The organism is uncultured Sneathiella sp. (assembly GCF_963973085.1).
GTDB lineage: Bacteria > Pseudomonadota > Alphaproteobacteria > Sneathiellales > Sneathiellaceae > Sneathiella.
This window is the reverse complement of record NZ_CAXAXA010000013.1, coordinates 1-16,926: the sequence shown is the minus strand read 5'-3', so window position 1 is coordinate 16,926 and position 16,926 is coordinate 1. Positions and strand designations below refer to the sequence as shown.

Sequence of the window (16,926 nt, the reverse complement as noted above, 5' to 3'; positions counted from 1 at the left end):
TTGTGGGTCGTCATTGGCATTAATGCGAGTATGTTCGTCGTCGAGATGATTGCGGTCTCAATAAACGGATACCGTCAATTTTATGCAACAATTATTTTGACCAATCAGTAGGAACAGCAGCTGTTCATTCCGCCCAAAGAGTGGATCTTACACTTGGCGGCAGTATACCGATTTCGTCTTGTACATCCGTCACACCTGACACACGTTCGGCCGCAATGCTGGCCGCCCTTTTTTCCGCATCAGACTCAACAGCACCCCACAGATGGACGATTCCGCCGGAGACTACGACACTCACGAACTCTCGGCGGATATCAGCTTCTGATAGCTCGGCTTCGACCGCCGCTCTGATCGCTTCATCATCCGTTGAACTACTACGCCCTGCTCGGAAGGCAATAAGACCTCGCAACAAATCGGCGCGGCTAACGATACCAATTAACTTACCATTGCGAAGCACAGGCAGACGCTTGATGCGGTGTTTTTCAAGCGTTTTGGCCACCTCTTCCAGCGAAGCATCTTCATTGACGGAGATAAGATCGCTCGTCATGATATCTCTTGCATGACCACCATGAGATTTGATGTAGTTTATCGCCCTTTCTTCCGGGCTGGCGACAAGGCTCAGCCACCAGGACGGATGACGATCGGTTCCCGTCTCAGAACGTCGCATAAGATCGCCTTCACTTACGATGCCGAGGATTTGGCCATTTGCATCAACGACAGGGGCGGCACTTATTCTACGCTCCAACAATAGCTTTGCGATCTCTTGTATGCCCGTGTCAGGTTGCACAGTCGCGACTGTCGTCGTCATTATATCTTTTACTTGCATTGAACTTTACCTCCTAGATCATCGCTCACCCCGTAATCTGTGAGTCTCAGGTCAGCGATCGGTGAACCACCATTCCTTCGATATGAAAGCCTGCGTCAACATACATTGTTCCGCCCGTAATGTCATTCGTATAATCGTTTGCCAATATTAGGCGCGGCGCGCGCCACTTCACAGCCGTCCACTGTTCGTTGTAGTGACACCTTTTGGATTGTTTCATTGGCATTGTCATCTATGGACGCCGAAGAGAGCGAGCGATGATCAAATTTCGAAGCGCAAAGTCTTTACAGAAGTTTGTCTCAATTTATTCTTCAATTCACAATCATTTCAATCACGAGCGGCATCTCATTAACCACATAAACTTCGCACTCAAACGTGAAGCTGCACTTGCAAAATAGCGTCAGCTTGCCGCATAAAAAATGGCGCCCTAGCACTTTTCATTGCTTGCCGACTTTCCTCTGACAAAGCCCTCACTTCGTTTAAGCAACTCTTACTGACAAATGTTCTGAAGACGGACACTAATTAGTATGGTCCTGTGCTTGTGTAATAATTTTGTACTTCCAGCACATGTTACAAACAGGGTCGCCTTTTGATAAAGTCGAAGTCCTATGGTAATGTCCGCGCTCGTCATCGCCTGCAATGATGTCAGCACCGGGCCAATCATACAGGCACCAGGATCTGTAAAAAGCTTCCAGCTCTCCCTTATCACCATCTCGTTCGATTAAATTCCGAACGAAAGTCTGAGGTGGACACGAGGACCAGTAAGTTAAAATTTGGGAATCCTGACTCTCAACTTTGACTTCATATCCGGGGCGGCCGGGTGCATTAAATGGAAACTTAAGCAGTGTCCTGATAGTTCTTTCCATCCGTTTTCTAGGATTGCGCGTCGTTAGCCGAAATGGAAGAGAGACAAATTTGATACCCAATTCATATACTTTCCAACCCACATCTGCGACAAGATCACTTGCATGCTGTTTCGTCTGATTATTCTCAACTAAAGCCTGAAAAGCAGCTGTAGTAACTACGGCAAGAAATACATTATGACGATTTCCCAACGTTGGAATTCGTTCGAGATTAGCTGTATGCAATAAAACTGCGACTCGGCTCCATGTCGCTTCAAGCATTTGTTCTACATCATCATGTAACCATCTTCCCAGTTCAGGGCTTTCAGGCTGCAATAATCGTCCTTGTAGCGCTTTCATAGCACTACGCCGAAGCAATCCTTTATACAAAAATTTAAATATCCGTATTTCGTTTTCTCTTCTAGCGTTAGAAATTAAGCATGTCCGTCATACTCCATGGGATATCCGCTGAGCATACTAACTGTAATAGGCGCCGACTCATCGAACCCTTCCTGTTCATAATGTAGTTTTTCCCTGAGGGATTCATAGGGTGTTTTTCCGCCATGCGCGCTGTAGGCGTTGTCACATTAACTTTGTAGCAATGAAATTAATGCAGATCTAATCTCAGTCGATGAATATTATCTCCTATCTCCGCCATCGTTTTTCTCCTCAAATAATTCAGCACGCTGTTTAGCTTTACGCCCAATTTACGCTGAGATATCGAGATGTTGAGGATCTAATGGCCGAACGAGGCCTGGATATCTGCCTATGAAACGGCATTGTCATGTCTGGATGGCGCACGCATAACCAGCGGATATGTTGTCTACCCGTCCAAGCAATGATCGTGCTGCATAAGATAATGCTTCACGTTGCCTCGTCATCTTTGCTGTCTCGTGAAGCGGCCGCCAGTTGACGCCAGCGGCCCCAACGAGGGATGAACATTGGCACCTGCCGCTGATAGGCGCGGTAAGCTTCGCCGAACTGCTTGAGTACCTGCTGTTCCTCTCGCAGAGCCAGCCATGTGTAGACAAGCACGATCACCGGAAAAAGGCCGACCGAGAAAAGCGTTGGCCAATGCACCACGCCTTCTCCGAACAGGGCAATAAACAGCCCTGTGTACTGCGGATGCCGCACATACGCATACAAACCGTCTGTCACCAGACGGTTTTCGCCTCGTGCCTTGTGGACCTGACGCCACCCCTGAATAAAGAGACCAATCCCGATAAAGGCGAGCGCATAGCCTAGCAGCATTGAAATTAACATGCCGGTTTCGCCGAACCCTACCAGGGTCGACCATAGGCTGGCGCTGACATATTCGCTATCCAGACCGAAAAAACGCACCAACAGATAGATGGTGAGCGGAAAGCCATACATTTCTGCATAAAGCGCGATGATAAAGGCCTGAACCGCCCCGGCGCCGACCCATTCCCGCCAGTTCTTCGGCGCGAAATTGCGATAGAAAAACCAAGACACCAAGACGACAACGATCAGTGCGATGCCCCAGGTTCCAGCGTGGTTAAAAGATTCATTCATGGTTTGATCCATTAGTAATCCAGCCAATTTTTTGCCTTTGGCTTACCTGGCTCGGATCCAGCACATCGCTGTCCGAATCGGACACGCATTGGATTGAAGCTGGCGTCGCCCACCCAATAAACGTGATGACAAAGAACAACCCGAGGCTCCTCCCGAGCGCCACAACCGGCAGTCGGAAACTGTATTGGCTTCTTATGCGGAATTCGTGACGCATTTCAGAAATATTTTCTGCGACTAAGCCAAGCATATGTCGGCCCCGATCCATAGGATAGAATTTGTAAGTTCTCGATACCGAGATACGTTTCTGAGCCTACCTCAAAAATTTCCCGACACTCTCGCGAACACGGATAATAAGCTGAACCATTGTGAACAGCCGATTTCGCTTTATTTGTGATCACTTGTGTTCCGCAGACAGGATCTATATTGCGTTCTGGAGCGATCCAAAGCATTTCCTGCGGTTTATTCGAAGGGGATATCTGTTCATCTTCAGAATGCTTGTGCTTTGATTTATGGCTCATGATTATGCGCGCCACAAGAAAATCGCATCATCAAAAAAATTGAAAAGTGAACTCATTTTGTCAGCTATCCGTGCATTAAAATTTATAGTTTGACGCAACTATACTTATCTAGCCGGAATGACATGTCGAGGCGAAGACCGCATATTTCGGTCACAATTGATGACAGGCTAAGGGGCGGTTACAAATTGTTACAAATGCGTCGATCAAACAAAGAAGAAAGCCGATCAGAGCAGCAAATATGCCTCAACTCTCAGGCCGCCTTCCGCACAGTTTCGTATGATAACGTCGCCACCGTGACTATGGAAAGGCGTTGTCATCTATGGACGGCTCCTGAAATGCCGGACATGTCTGATAACAGGACAATGCGTGATGGTTCGATAAAATAGGTTCAGATGTATCTGCGGTAATCGGCGCTGACAGCTTGGCCTTCATCCATATATTTTAAGACTTCTCCGACCTTGCGTGCGGCCCTGATCGGAATAGGAAGGCGTTGATTCATCTGAGTCGAATTCCAGTTAATCTTAGTCAGCGAAAAAATCTCCTCGGCTATCTGTGAAATCGTGCTATCGCAGCTTTCATGGGGGCAAAGCAGTAATGGCCGGGGATCGTAAAGGCCTGGATACGTGCCATAGTAGGGAATGCTGCCATTTGTGTATAGTAGACCCTTACCGGCAAGGTTGACAAAAGTGCCGCGAAGAACCGGGTAGTTGCCGTCGCGAAGTATCTTCACCGAATAAGATTCCTGAACCCAGACCAAGTCCCGGAACTCTGTACCAGCTTCATCAAGCGCCTTCAAAATACCTTCTGCCTCATCACCCCTGAAACGAGAGGTCTTCAGGATAATGACCCGCGCTGGGAAATGCTTATGGTGATTTTTATACGCTGAGAGCACTTGAGAAGTCAGATCGTAGGCATCGTTAGAGGTCATATAGGGATGACGACCGCGGCTTTCGGTCTGCGCGCGCTTACCCTTTAGAATAAAACCACGGCCGCGTTCATCGAACATTTGAGCAGCGCTTGTGAAAAGCTGCTGGCCGCCTGCTTCCCGGTAAAAACTGATCCCGACATAGCAAGCCGCATATTCGCCCTCACGAGGCATGCGGCGCCAGGGAATACGGCTGCTACCTTTGTAATAAAGCGTCGTCACGAGGTTCCAGGTTCTATCGGCTAAATCCTGTATATCACGATCGCGGCTTTCCTTGATCTTACGGGGAATGGAGGCCTTCTCGTCGATTACATCCTCCCAGACAATCTGGACCGGATAGCTCAACCCCATGGTTCGCGCTTTGAGCAAGCCGCGGAAATTTGGGGCATCGGAACCGCTACTATCTTCTTTCTCCGTTGTGCTTTTTGAATCGACCTTTGCGTTCCAGACACGCTCAATCAAAGCGACGGGAAGTGCGACGATCGCCACGTCCGGGCGATGGCTGCTCTCGTCGAGAGTCTGCAATTCCGAGACGATCTCCTCGACAGCCATCTCCACAGCATTGCGATGGTCCGGCTCCTTCCTGATCTTCTCGATTTTGCTTTGAGAAAGGGCCGCAGTAGCGCCATCCTGCATCTCGAACCGGCAACGAAAGGGATTGAGATTGCCAAGCCCCGGAAAATCAGGGTGTAGGTTCGGATGCCTCTCGGTTTTACCCTGAAAGCCAGCCGCAGCATCGACTAGGAACTTTTGCGTATCCTCGACAGTCTTGGCACTACCGACGACAGCAATCCGGATCACATCTCCCAAAGGAGGTTGCAGTGGTCCAGCTTCAACAAGGCCCAGCCGCGGGTCCGGGTGGTGATGCTTGTCACCAAACTCCAACTCAGGCTCTTCGAATATTTTGCTTTCGAAATCCATCACACCGCGAGCCTTTGCTGATCATCAGACTCTTCAGCCTTTTTCTTCGGCGAGCCCCAGACATCTTCAGGCACCCGCGTTTCGAGAGCGACTTGTGGCGACTCACCGAAGCGCAGGCATGGTTCGGACCCTGCTTCCTGCCCGAAGAGGTCATCTATGGCGCCGTCAGACTGGGTGAGGAAGCGGTGCCACATGATTACCTGCCCGCGCAGCGAGGCACTGTTATCCATCCTTTTTTTTCCGGAAAGGAGAGCTTGAGGATAGGAATGCGGTGTAAATCCGTTGGTTGTAAAAAAATAGGTTGGTGTTATTACTAGGAACCACTGGTCATCAAGCAGCTCGAACCGCGGAACGAAGGCATGGTGACGCACAAAATCCACGCGCCCCTCTTCCTTCTTACTAGTGATGACATTGACGACGTCGGCACTCGTCTTCTTTTTCGACGACTCGTAGGAGTAAGTGCGTGACTGATTGGGCTGAAGCGCCCTGAAATAGAATAGCCTGTTCTCCTTGTGCCAGCCCAGATCTTCCCAAACTTGGTGCTTGAGGGTGTTTTTCAGAAGAAACGCGAAGTTGTTTTGCTCATCGGGGTTTTCGTGGAACGCCAGATAGTTCGTCTCAACCGCCTCGACTTGATCAACATCGATAATGTTGCGGCACACAGATGTTCGCGGATCATGGAACGACCAGAATGAACCACCCTGTATAACCCAATCGAAGCGCGCCGGCTCATCACCTTCGAGCAGCATCGCTACCGCTTTCTTCCCGGTATGGGGTGTTGAGGTCACAAAGATTTCCGATGGCAGTTTGACGGGCAGAATATTGACGAGCGCTTCTTCGCCGCCACCCAGCGGCGGAACGTAATATCCAAATCCGGTCTTGGAAACTGTAAGGGCGGCAAGCCGATCGACTGCGTCTCGGTTAAGAACGTCACCGTCTTTGCTAAATCGAAGTCGGCGCTCACCCTCAGTGAAACCGCTGGGCACCTCCTGCCAGTAAAATGATTCATCTGACTTGCGATAGAGAACGATGATCACCGGCAGATTTGATCCGCGCCAGTATTCCAAGTCCTTGCTTCTCAGCAGGTATGTGAAGCCTTGGTCATCTTCCGAAGAATATGTTCCAGACTCTGCGGCCTTCACCTGGACAGCGATCATCCGCGCCAGCGGTCGGCCGTCGTCCATCACCTCGGCAATACCATCAATCCCAGCTTCAAGGCGCGAGCGGCCGTCAAACTGAAAGCCGATATTCAGAAATCGCAGGCGCGCTGCCGTTTCACCAATTTCTCCAAGTATTTGGTTCGGTGTAATAGTCTTCGACATACTTGCACCATAGAACATTCAGGGAACATTTGGTACTAAAATATGCTTGCGTTTTGTCTTTGATTTGACCTTTGGAGAGCCGTTAATCATGAAGGAAAAGCTCTAGCAGCTTTTGTCACAAAGCGCCGCAATCGAAGCGCTGTGCTGAAGTATCTGAAGAAAGCAATGAAGCGATATGGCGGTCCAAAGGTTATTGTGGCAGATAAGCTTCGCTCATCTCGAGCGGCAATGAAAGAAATAGGCGACACTGATCAACAGCAAACAGGGCGATGGTTAAACAATCGGGCTGAAAACTCACATCAACCCTTCCGACGAAGGGAACGAACAATGATCAAATTCAGAAGTACAAAGTCATTGCAGAAATTTGTCTAGATCCATTCTTCAGTTCATATTCATTTTAATTTGGAACGCCACCTCACTAGCCGACGACAATTCAAACCCAATCGAGAAACTGCCCTTGCAGATTAGCGTCAGTTCGCTGCCTGAACATTTACTCCGCTCTTCATTTTAGCGTTTGGTCATTTTACTCTGGCAGTTCCTATGAGACAGTTCGTAGAAAGGCATTATCATGTTGTTTGAAGTGAATAACTTCAAGCAAGATACTTGCATTTTCGTTGTTATTGAAATAGGCTTCTTCTGCTCTTGGTAGAAGCTGGCCGCCCGTCATTGCAAAGCTGTAGACAGCACTACTTTATAAATATTTCTCTTTTCAATGTTATTGTTTTGGCTTGAAAAGTGGTTGACGGGCGACGCTTATCTACAGGCCAGGAGAACGACAATGTTGAATGAGAATATTCAGCCATCCTCTCTTGATGGCATTAAACGTTTCGCAAAACAGCTCAAAAAAGCTAAGGGTCTACCACATCACGAAGCATTAGACGTTGCTGCCAAAGTGGCATCGTTTGAGAACTACGCGCATGCACGAAGGCAGCTTCAAGATCGACCTGATACTGCAGCAAAGGAAGGCCAGCTTTTCCTCACAGTCTATTGGTACGATAGAAATTATTTTTCAATTGGACGAGAAACGCTTGAAATAGAAATCTCCAAACCTCTACACGAGATTGCAACCAAGTCGGAGCTGAAAATCGTAAGGGGATTAGGGTGGTTTAGGCTGGCAGCACGAGATCACCTTGTGAATGACGATGTAATTCCCTCACAGGAAGTGGCCCGAAAAGCAATTTGTAAAGCTGTCAGAGCGCTTCGTTTTATGGAAGCTACAGGTCTGAAACCATCAAGAGACTCTTATGCAGCTTACCCAAAAAGGGATCACAACAACAAACTCCCAAAGAGTGATCATTCGACTGACTGGTATGATCCCGAAACGGGTCAGTTTATTCTAATTGATGAGCCTTATCTGGCTGCTACGGTTGAGAGCAATCGGGTTGCTTGGGCTAAAAAACACAACTGGCATTTGCAAGCATCAAAATGGCCAGGAATGTACTACCCACATGATTGCAGTTTGTTTGTAGCTACAGACGCTTCGACCAAATACGATTTTCAAAACCTCATGTCTAAGATTGATGCTCTGCCTGAACCCATTACGGAAGATGTCTGGGATGGAGTCTCCGTTAAAGGGCATGACACATTCGTTAGTCCTCAGGCAAAATCATCCAAAGACAAACGACGGGCTAAAGCGAAGGGAACAGTTTGGCGGCTATCAAGTAAAAAAACTGTTCCAATGCAATTACAGTCTCCTTTCAATGATCGCCGGCCAAATGCAATCATGCCGATTGCTGCTCATCAAAATGTAGCAAGGATGATAAAAGCTGTCCTTCAGTCTGGCCAAAAACAGTGGGCCGTTAATACGAGGCTAAGTTCTATTAGAAGCAAACTCGAAGATTGGTTTTTTGCAGAGCGTAGCCGAGAAGAAACAGACAAGTATGATCTGTTTTACTATGGAGGCATTTCAGATGATGATCCTTATGTGCTAAAGGCTCGGACTGTTAAAGGAAATATCGAGCTGCTGAATGACATCAAGAGAGCTTTGCAGCAAGCCTATGTCGATTGTGAACCATTAAGAAAAATGACTAAGAAGATTGATACGTCAATTGACATAGTCAGCAAGCTTGACGATTAACAATCATATTTCTACCGATTAATTGGTTCGCCCATTTTCAAATAGAAGGAGTGCGAATTTTCGTTTCTTAGCATTGCTCGGTGCCCTGGTCCCCAGTTGTATTGCACTATTGTAGCCGCATCATAGTTGTTAACGATATGCAGCAATGTATTTCGGAGCATTTCTTCACCCAATGCGTTTTTGACGTTGGCTGGAAAATCCAAATTATTCCGACTAAATTTATTTATACAGGCTTACCAACCATCCAATTTTTCAGTTGTTCACACACCGAATCCTTTGCAAATTTCGGCGGACGGCTTTCTGCGCATTACAACTAGTAACAATCAGGAATAAGCTGTGCCTTCTTTAGTCATTTGAAAGTGCCATTAAAAAGCGGTGGATTTCAACCATCGCAAATGTATCAAGTTTGCAGTACTCAAGAAGATTGGCTGCAAGTTGATCAGCTTCCTCACCTTTTGCATTGATCATTCTTTGCCACGCGTCCATCGCGGAAGTGCCATCTTGGACATCTAAATCATCGTATCCTAGATGTGGGCACACGACAGGCAGAACTTTTTTAATGGAGGTCGATCCACCAAACTTAGCGTCCACGTAAGACATCTTGAAAACGTCTTTCAGGTCAACCATTCGATCATTCAATTGTTTGAGAAAATCGGCGCTATCGGGAAACCACTTTGCCATTTCTCTATTCTGCGTTTTCTCGAAAGACGCATGCCAAGATACTACGCTCCCGTCCTCACCAAAATCTTGTTGCATTTGAGCAACCAAATTACCCGGCAATTGCAGTTCTCTTTGAAGGAATTCTTTGTGATTTAGAGTGCCGTCCTCATCCAATGTATGCAGAGAATACTGCACCGGGAAATGTTTATGGGGACTGCTACCATCAACCAACGGTATGGCAGAAGCAAATGTTTCAAAGTCAAAGAAGTGGAGGGGAAATTGAAAAGTATTTAAAAATCCTCGAATTGCAGCTCGATCAATTTGTGGCTCACCAGTTTGGGCCGCCCGTAATACGACAGATTGTAACTCTGAAAGCGGAAAATCAGTTTTAACATCCTGAAGGTCAAAGACATCCTTATCAATCAGTTCGCGACGCCTGTTGTCGTTAAGGCGTGGTAGTATGTAAATCGACTGTTTAGGAACATTAGGGTTGAAATATTTAAATGTATCGCAGTGATTTGCTCGGGATTTAGAAATACAAGAACATCCTTTTCGGTCAATTTCCTCTTCTCTCAACAATGTTATCGCCTGATTAATCTCGATTTCAGTTTCATCATAAATTTCTCTCACCCTCTCAGTCACATCCTCGATATGCAGGAGATCTTGCGGTACGATGTTTCCTTTTCGGATATAAGAGCCATCAAGATGAATTATTTTCACCTGCTCAATTGCTTGCCCGGACCTTTCGGCTGTTATCAATTGAAAACACGCATCTTTTAGGTGGCTATGGATATTATCCGTTTTAATGCGAGTTGACGATTTCACCTCACAAAGTATAGCTCGTTCGTCTTTAGTGATCTCGAAGGCATCCGCCCTTGCAAATAATCCGTCTTCGGTTTCAAAGGCCTTCTGAAAATCAATATTCCCCAGACTATTTTTTACAAGAAGCTGTCGCACATACTCTTCAACTTCATAACCTTCGCGGGTGCTGTCAGACTAATGCGACGTAGTCTCTGTTTGGCATAAAATGGCATAAAAAAGTACCTCAATTATGCAGCACCAAGTTGTCGCCACTCAGCAAGAGCAACGTCGCGTTGAACTTTAAATGTGGTTCTTGAGTTGAGATGGCGTTCGGTGTTGAAGTGGTTATGGACTGATGCGTGGACTGATACGAATTTCTGCAAACTTCGCCGGCGCCTGAATTGCAACATCGCCTGTTCTCTTCGTCGGAATGGGAGATGGGAGTTTTCACAGCGATTGTTCTTCCAACGGCCTGTTTCTTGCGATGCTTCATTACCAACTACCTTCATCGCAGCACGATATGAACGTAATCTATCCGTTACTATTTCAGATGGTTTTCCGTACCGTTTCATAATTTTCTTAAGAAACACCAGGGCTGCCTTACGATCGCGGCGCTTAGAAACAAAGCATTCCAACACTTCCCCCTCGTGATCAACGGCTCGCCACAGATAATGAGTTTCTCCGTTGATCTTCACAAATACTTCGTCCATATGCCATCGCCAGTTGGAATGATTTTGGGAAGGATAAAGTCGTTTCTTCCGGATCTCACCAGCAAACATTGGACCAAATTTATTCCACCAATAGCGGACTGTTTCATGACAAATATCAATGCCCCGTTCATGAAGAAGGTCTTCAACATTGCGAAGAGAAAGGGGAAACCTGACGTACATCATTACCGCAAGGCGGATGATTTCAGGAGAGGTTTTGAAATAGCGAAATGGGTTCTTTTTTGTCATGCTCGGAGGCTAGTCGACGAGCAAATCCCCATCAAGCAGTTTTCCTCTGACAGCACCATTATCAGGGACGGACGGTAGTTAGCCATCATGAGCGTGGTCAAGAGCATCTATACCTGAGTTACAGCAGAGGTCGGCGCATGCCATTGTTCCTGGGAGCACCGTCAAAGCTCATTCTTGCATCGTTGCCAAAAGCGAAGTTACGCCGGCTCTTTGAAGAGAACATCGAACAGGTTCAAAGTTCGGCCTTTAGCCCCGATTGGGAGACCCTATACGCTGAGATCAAAATGATCCGGCGCAATGGTTATGCCATTTCAAAAAGTGAATTGGATCAGGGATATGTTGGCATCTCGGCGGCGTTGGCAACCAATCCGCCTGGTAGCCTTTCAATGATATTTTCTGCTTCGCGTTTTGAACTTATAAACGAAAAACTAATCGTTAACATAATTCTAAAGGCCGCAAGTAAAGCGAACGACCTAATATTACAAATGAAAAATGATGAGAATTTGGTGGATTGGTTTAATGAAATAACAAAACTCGCCCCGCGTTAGAACTTGCAGTCGATCGCTGACAGGTGTTGTCATCTATAGGTGCTGTCAGGCGAGTGCGAACTCGCCTCCGCATGAAGTAGTATTAGGACTAAAGTGCTTCTGTTACACCGCACTAAGTTGCTGCCACTCAGCCAGTGCGGCATTTCGTTGGAGCTTGAATGTTTCTCTGTTGGTTAGGTGGCGCTCAAGGTTGAAATGGTTATGGAATGATGTGTGAACTGAGACGGTGCTGTCATGTCTGGATGGCGCTCCTATGGCAAGGTAAAAATGTGATGTTTTCCGGCGGCTGGGTGCAGTCATGTCTCCGGCCTTTAAACGCGGCTTTTATCTTACAACCGCCGGCCCTGATGTTTTTCGCTGGACCTGATCCCTATCAGACTATCGCGCTTGAGTGGCGCAAGACAGCACCTCGGGTTTTTCAGTCCTGACGATTTCCATGTCGCCTTTGTTTCACATCATCACGTAATCACTCCGCCAACTATAATGCCCAATAGGGGCAAATTCTAAATATTACTTTTCCTTAAGTCCTTTGTGAGGACGCTTCCTTGAACATCGGGTTGTATGTCGTCTCTTGTGCCATAACCACCCATGCGATACGGGCCATCTTGTTGGCCAGTGCGACGGCAACGAGCTTGAAAGGTTTTTTAGCCAAAAGCGATCGAGCCCATATGGCAAGCGGCGTGTTGGTTTTGCCTGACTTGATGCTGTAGAGGGCTGCATGGGCGCCAACAACAAGCAACTTTCGTAAATGCCGGTTCCCCATTTTTGTGATGCGGCCCAGTCGAGATTTGCCGCCCGTTGAGTGCTGCCGGGGAACCAGGCCCAGATAAGCTGCAAACTCCCGTCCGCATTTGAATAGGCTGGAGGCGACAATCGGACCAATACCGGGAATGGTCGCGAGGCGCACACTCACCTCGCTTCTGCGATGGGCTATGAGAATGGCTTTACTCAGTTTGCTAATTTGTGTGTCTAAATCGAGCAATGCTGTCGCCAAAGGCAGAAGTGCCGAGCGGGCGCTCACGCTAAGATCATCATTATCTTCTTCAAGAATAATGGTAATGAGGAGGTGAACATTGCGAGCCCCTTGAGAAACAACCATACCAAATTCAGCAAAATGTCCGCGCACGGCATTGATCAAAGCGGTCCGCTACGAGACCAGCAGTTCCCGGGCACTATGCAACATCAGTGTTGCTTGTTGTTCTTCGTTCTTTACGGGGACGAACCTCATGGAAGGTCGTGTAACGGCTTCACATATTGCCGCAGCATCAGCCGCATCATTCTTTTGTCGACGCAGGTACGGCTTTACATAGGCAGGCGGATAGATTACTGAAGAATGTTATCACTTGTCTCCGTCGGACGGATTTGCGTAAGACCACCTCGCCGTTCTCGTCGATGCCGTGAAGCTGAAAAACATTCTTTGCTATATCAAGTCCAATTGTTGTGATCTTCTTCATGATCGTGGCTCCGGTTAGAGGTTATATGTACCCGTACAGGATACATCAAATGACGCGGCGAAGCGCCATCCACAACATCAGACGAATGCGACGTAGTCTCTATATGGCGCAAAATGGTGTAACGGTGCCCCTACTATGTCGCGCTAAGTTGCTGCCACTCGACCAGTGCGGCATTTCTTTGAAGCTTAAATGTTTCTCTATTGTTTAGGTGGCGCTCATGGTTGAAGTGGTTGTGGACGGATACATGGATTGAGACAAATTTCTGCAGACTTCGGAGGTGCCGAAATTTCAGCATCGCCTGCTCTCGTCGTCGAAATGGCAGGTGTGAATTTTCACAGCGATTGTTCTTCCACCGACCAACCTCTTGAACTTCAGCATTTCCGATGATCTTCATAGCGGCACGATATGAACGTAATCTATCCGTTACAATCACTTGAGGTTGACCGTAGAGTTTCATTATTTTTTTAAGGAAAACCTTTGCTGCTTTGCGGTCGCGTCGCTTGGAAACAAAGGCTTCCAGCATTTCTCCTTCGTGGTCGACGGCACGCCACAGGTAATGTGTTTCGCCATTGATTTTGACAAAAACTTCATCCAGATGCCATCGCCAGTTGGAATGATTCCGGGGAGGATGAAGTCGTTCTTACGGATCTCACCCGCAAACATTGGACCAAATTTATTCCACCAATATCGGACTGTTTCGTGACAGATATCGATGCCGCGTTCATGAAGCAAATCTTCAACATTGCGAAGTGAAAGCGGAAACCTGACATACATCATCACGGCCAAGCGGATGATCTCGGGCGATGTCTTGAAATAGCGGAAAGGGTTCAGTTTTGTCATACTCGGAAGCTAGTCGACGATCAAACGCCCCTCAAGCTATTTTCTTCTGACGGTACCATGTCGATGCCTCGTTCATGGAGAGGGTTTTCGACATTATGAAGTGAAAGAGGAAATCTCGCATACATCATGACCGCAACCCGCTTTGATCAGAATTACTTCAATTTATCCCTTGCAAAAACGGAGCCAATGGTATGGACACCCGCCCTTGAGTTTTATGGCATCCTCGAGTGTGGGTATAACCCATATTTAAAGGAGAACAGAAATGGCCTTGACTCGTATTGGATTGGATTTAGCAAAGAATGTTTTTGAAGTTCATGGCGTTGATGAGCGGGATAAAACGGTTCTAAGAAAAACTCTGCGACGTGATCAGGTTGGTATTTTTTTCGCCAATATATCGCCCTGCCTGGTTGCCATGGAAGCATGCTCTGGCGCGCATTATTGGGCTCGCGAGATTGCTGACTTGGGCCATGCAACCCGTTTAATCAGTCCTCAATTTGTCAAACCTTATGTCAAAACAAACAAGAGCGACCCGAATGATGCAGGAGCAATATGCGAGGCGGCCAGTCGACCCAGCATGCGTTTTGTTACAATTAAAACCGGTGAACAGTTGAGTATTCAGGCGACGCATCGGGTTCGCACGCGACTGGTCGAAAATCGAACCGCACTGGCCAATCAGATCCGCGGCATCCTGGCGGAGTTTGGCATTGTTGTGGCCCGGAACCTTGCCAGCCTGCGACGACGGCTGCCCGAGATTTTGGCTTCCGAAAAAATTGACCTAGATCCGTTGCTCCGTTCACTTATGCATGATCTTCACAAAGAACTGTTGGTCTCGGATGATCGGGTTCGCGTTTATGATCGACAGATCAGGCAGCTTTGCCGTAATAGCGAGGTGTGTCAGCGTCTTTTACGCATCGAAGGGATTGGTCCGGTAACAGCCACAGCGCTAGTGGCCGCAGCCGGTAACGCGTCGTCGTTCCGAAACGGGCGCCAGTTCGCGGCTTGGCTCGGGCTGGTGCCAAGGCACCATTCGAGTGGCGGGAAAACACGCCTGCTTGGTATCTCCAAACGCGGCGATCGATATCTCCGGACGTTGCTGATCCACGGTGCCAGATCCGCTCTTGGGCGAATTCGCCACAAAAAGGATCCGCGAAGTCGGTTGCTGCAGAAACTGTGCGAACGCAGGCCTTATAATGTGACCGATGTAGCGCTCGCCAACAAGAATGCCCGCATTGTCTAGGCCTTGCTGCGACACGGCGAAGACTACGATCAGAGCCGAACAGTGTCGGCAGTCGCATAAAAAGTCTGAATAGGAGGTTGCCCACCGCTATTGCAACGTGGCATCAAGGAATGGAGAAGCGGTTGCACCGCCGCCTTTTGAACCTGTTGTGTGGACCGGCAGATCAACAGATCATGTCTCGGAGCCGTTGAGGGAAAGGCGTGCGAAAAACCATTGTGGCTCTTTACGCATCGATACCGCGTAAAACATTGGAAGCCGAATATACGAAAGCAGTTGCAGCTCAGCCATCCAAACCAAGAGCACCGTTGCAATCAGGCAGGTGTCCATATACGTCCACACATGACAGTGCCGCCAGGAGGATCGTCCGGTACATCGTGGTTCTCCTTTTCGTGATCGCGGTGGAACACCTTTCCCGGCCCGGCTCTACGGACGGGGCAGCCATCCGGGCTTTATTTCTCGACATTCGATAGATGGCTATCTATTATAATATAGCAACGCAACCAGTCAGGCAATGAGATGATGAAGCCTCTCAACAATCAGGAACAATTCGGCCTCCGCCTCGGGCTGGTCGCCCGGCTGTGGCGCGCCGAGATCGACCAGCGGCTGGCGGCGTTCGGCCTCACCGAATCCCGCTGGTTAACCCTGTTACATCTCTCTCGCTTGCCCGAAGCGGCAACCCAGCGGGAATTGGCCGAGGCGGTCGGGGTACGGGGGCCGACCCTGGTGCGCACGCTGGACCGGCTTGAGGCTGAAGGACTGATCGAGCGCCGGGCAGAAGCCGCCGACCGTCGCACCAAATCGGTCCACCTGCGCGCGGAAGCCGCCCCCATCCTGGAACGAATCGAAGCAGCCACAGCGGCGGTTCGCGCGGAAATATTTACCGGCATATCTCATGCCGAGGTAACGACCTGTCTGACGGTTTTCGAGCAAATCGCAGGCAAGCTGGGTGGCGCGGAAACGACGGTGCGGCCTACGCACGAAATCCCGATGGACAGGTGAGCCATGGACCAGCGCGTGAGCCGCATGGAGCACCAGGGCGACGATCCGGAAACCGATCTGCGCACAGCCCCCGACAAGGAGACGGAGGCTGGCTCAGAGGCGGCTTCACCTCCTGCCCGCACCCGGCCATGGCGACTGTATGGCGCGATCCTGGCGGCGCTGATCGTTCTCGGAGGCGGCGGCTGGTGGCTGTATCAGCAGTTCACCCATGTCTTTGTGACGGACGCCCGTGTCGCCGCCGACATCATTGCTATAAGCAGCCGGGTTCCCGGTTGGGTGACGGCGCTCGGAGTGACCGAGGGGGATACCGCGCAGAGAGGCAGGGTTTTGATCCGGATCGACGACCGGGAAAGCCGCCTCCGCGTCGAGGAGCTTGACGCGCAACTCGCCGGAATTGCCCGCCGCCGCGAGGAAATCGAAGCGCGCATCGCACTCACCGACCGTCAGACGCAAAGTCGTATTACCGCCAAACA

Annotated in this window: 12 protein-coding genes and 3 pseudogenes; 6 read left to right on the top strand and 9 right to left on the bottom strand. The window is 48.8% G+C overall.

Annotated features, from left to right (window positions below; genetic code table 11):
* Positions 1–124: 124 nt before the first annotated feature.
* The gene (locus tag AACZ19_RS18245; RefSeq protein ID WP_339635934.1) at positions 125–823 is read right to left on the bottom strand and encodes a CBS domain-containing protein; all 699 of its coding nucleotides are present in this window, start codon (positions 821–823) and stop codon (positions 125–127) included.
* Between the two features lie 515 nt (positions 824–1,338).
* The gene (locus AACZ19_RS18240) at positions 1,339–2,022 is read right to left on the bottom strand and encodes a hypothetical protein (RefSeq protein ID WP_293962684.1); all 684 of its coding nucleotides are present in this window, start codon (positions 2,020–2,022) and stop codon (positions 1,339–1,341) included.
* Positions 2,023–2,293: 271 nt separating this feature from the next.
* Between AACZ19_RS18240 and AACZ19_RS18235 the strand changes: the two are divergent.
* Positions 2,294–2,425: pseudogene (locus tag AACZ19_RS18235) on the top strand (IS6 family transposase); the annotation flags it as partial.
* Positions 2,426–2,526: 101 nt separating this feature from the next.
* Here AACZ19_RS18235 and AACZ19_RS18230 read toward each other — a convergent pair.
* The 3 genes from AACZ19_RS18230 to AACZ19_RS18220 all read right to left on the bottom strand — a co-directional run bounded on the left by AACZ19_RS18230 (position 2,527) and on the right by AACZ19_RS18220 (position 6,881).
* Positions 2,527–3,195: an isoprenylcysteine carboxylmethyltransferase family protein gene (locus AACZ19_RS18230; protein WP_293962683.1), complete on the bottom strand. Its 669-nt coding sequence runs from the start codon at positions 3,193–3,195 to the stop codon at positions 2,527–2,529.
* Positions 3,196–4,101: 906 nt separating this feature from the next.
* A complete protein-coding gene (locus AACZ19_RS18225) occupies positions 4,102–5,559 on the bottom strand; it encodes a hypothetical protein (protein ID WP_339635933.1) in 1,458 nt (485 codons plus the stop codon).
* Positions 5,559–6,881, bottom strand: coding sequence for a DUF4365 domain-containing protein (locus tag AACZ19_RS18220; protein WP_339635932.1), 1,323 nt, complete (start codon positions 6,879–6,881; stop codon positions 5,559–5,561). Before AACZ19_RS18220 ends, AACZ19_RS18225 begins: the two co-directional genes overlap by 1 nt.
* 778 nt (positions 6,882–7,659) lie before the next feature.
* Here AACZ19_RS18220 and AACZ19_RS18215 point away from each other — a divergent pair.
* Entirely contained in the window at positions 7,660–8,958 is a 1,299-nt protein-coding gene (locus tag AACZ19_RS18215; protein ID WP_339635931.1) for a DUF5623 domain-containing protein, read from the top strand.
* A 345-nt stretch (positions 8,959–9,303) separates the two neighbouring features.
* On the opposite strand, the gene AACZ19_RS18210 is transcribed toward AACZ19_RS18215, so the two are convergent.
* Together AACZ19_RS18210 and AACZ19_RS18205 are read right to left on the bottom strand one after the other, a co-directional pair.
* Complete coding sequence (locus tag AACZ19_RS18210; protein WP_339635930.1) at positions 9,304–10,575, bottom strand: DUF2779 domain-containing protein; 1,272 nt, start codon at positions 10,573–10,575, stop codon at positions 9,304–9,306.
* 92 nt (positions 10,576–10,667) lie between these two features.
* The gene (locus tag AACZ19_RS18205) at positions 10,668–11,375 is read right to left on the bottom strand and encodes an IS6 family transposase (RefSeq protein WP_339635929.1); all 708 of its coding nucleotides are present in this window, start codon (positions 11,373–11,375) and stop codon (positions 10,668–10,670) included.
* Positions 11,376–11,488: 113 nt separating this feature from the next.
* Here AACZ19_RS18205 and AACZ19_RS18200 point away from each other — a divergent pair, with 113 nt between their 5' ends.
* Entirely contained in the window at positions 11,489–11,923 is a 435-nt protein-coding gene (locus tag AACZ19_RS18200) for an IclR family transcriptional regulator C-terminal domain-containing protein (protein WP_339635935.1), read from the top strand.
* A 520-nt stretch (positions 11,924–12,443) separates the two neighbouring features.
* Here the strand turns inward: AACZ19_RS18200 and AACZ19_RS18195 are convergent.
* Positions 12,444–13,377 (bottom strand): annotated as a pseudogene (locus tag AACZ19_RS18195) (IS110 family transposase).
* Between the two features lie 133 nt (positions 13,378–13,510).
* Positions 13,511–14,217 (bottom strand): annotated as a pseudogene (locus AACZ19_RS18190) (IS6 family transposase).
* Between the two features lie 262 nt (positions 14,218–14,479).
* On the opposite strand from AACZ19_RS18190, the gene AACZ19_RS18185 reads away from it, so the two are divergent.
* The 3 genes from AACZ19_RS18185 to AACZ19_RS18175 form a co-directional block, all read left to right on the top strand.
* The gene (locus tag AACZ19_RS18185) at positions 14,480–15,454 is read left to right on the top strand and encodes an IS110 family transposase (protein ID WP_339635928.1); all 975 of its coding nucleotides are present in this window, start codon (positions 14,480–14,482) and stop codon (positions 15,452–15,454) included.
* A gap of 516 nt (positions 15,455–15,970) precedes the next feature.
* The gene (slyA, locus tag AACZ19_RS18180) at positions 15,971–16,453 is read left to right on the top strand and encodes a transcriptional regulator SlyA (RefSeq protein ID WP_339635927.1); all 483 of its coding nucleotides are present in this window, start codon (positions 15,971–15,973) and stop codon (positions 16,451–16,453) included.
* 24 nt (positions 16,454–16,477) lie between these two features.
* Positions 16,478–16,926, top strand: a 449-nt coding sequence (locus tag AACZ19_RS18175) for a biotin/lipoyl-binding protein (RefSeq protein ID WP_339635926.1), incomplete at its 3' end; no start/stop codon positions are given.

Bases quoted from the DNA above. Each gene is read 5' to 3' on its own strand.
- AACZ19_RS18205 (WP_339635929.1), bottom strand. From the start codon at position 11,375: ATGACAAAAAAGAACCCATTTCGCTATTTCAAAACCTCTCCTGAAATC.
- AACZ19_RS18245 (WP_339635934.1), bottom strand. From the start codon at position 823: ATGCAAGTAAAAGATATAATGACGACGACAGTCGCGACTGTGCAACCT.
- AACZ19_RS18215 (WP_339635931.1), top strand. From the start codon at position 7,660: ATGTTGAATGAGAATATTCAGCCATCCTCTCTTGATGGCATTAAACGT.
- slyA (WP_339635927.1), top strand. From the start codon at position 15,971: ATGATGAAGCCTCTCAACAATCAGGAACAATTCGGCCTCCGCCTCGGG.
- AACZ19_RS18240 (WP_293962684.1), bottom strand. From the start codon at position 2,022: ATGAAAGCGCTACAAGGACGATTATTGCAGCCTGAAAGCCCTGAACTG.
- AACZ19_RS18230 (WP_293962683.1), bottom strand. From the start codon at position 3,195: ATGAATGAATCTTTTAACCACGCTGGAACCTGGGGCATCGCACTGATC.
- AACZ19_RS18185 (WP_339635928.1), top strand. From the start codon at position 14,480: ATGGCCTTGACTCGTATTGGATTGGATTTAGCAAAGAATGTTTTTGAA.
- AACZ19_RS18220 (WP_339635932.1), bottom strand. From the start codon at position 6,881: ATGTCGAAGACTATTACACCGAACCAAATACTTGGAGAAATTGGTGAA.
- AACZ19_RS18225 (WP_339635933.1), bottom strand. From the start codon at position 5,559: ATGGATTTCGAAAGCAAAATATTCGAAGAGCCTGAGTTGGAGTTTGGT.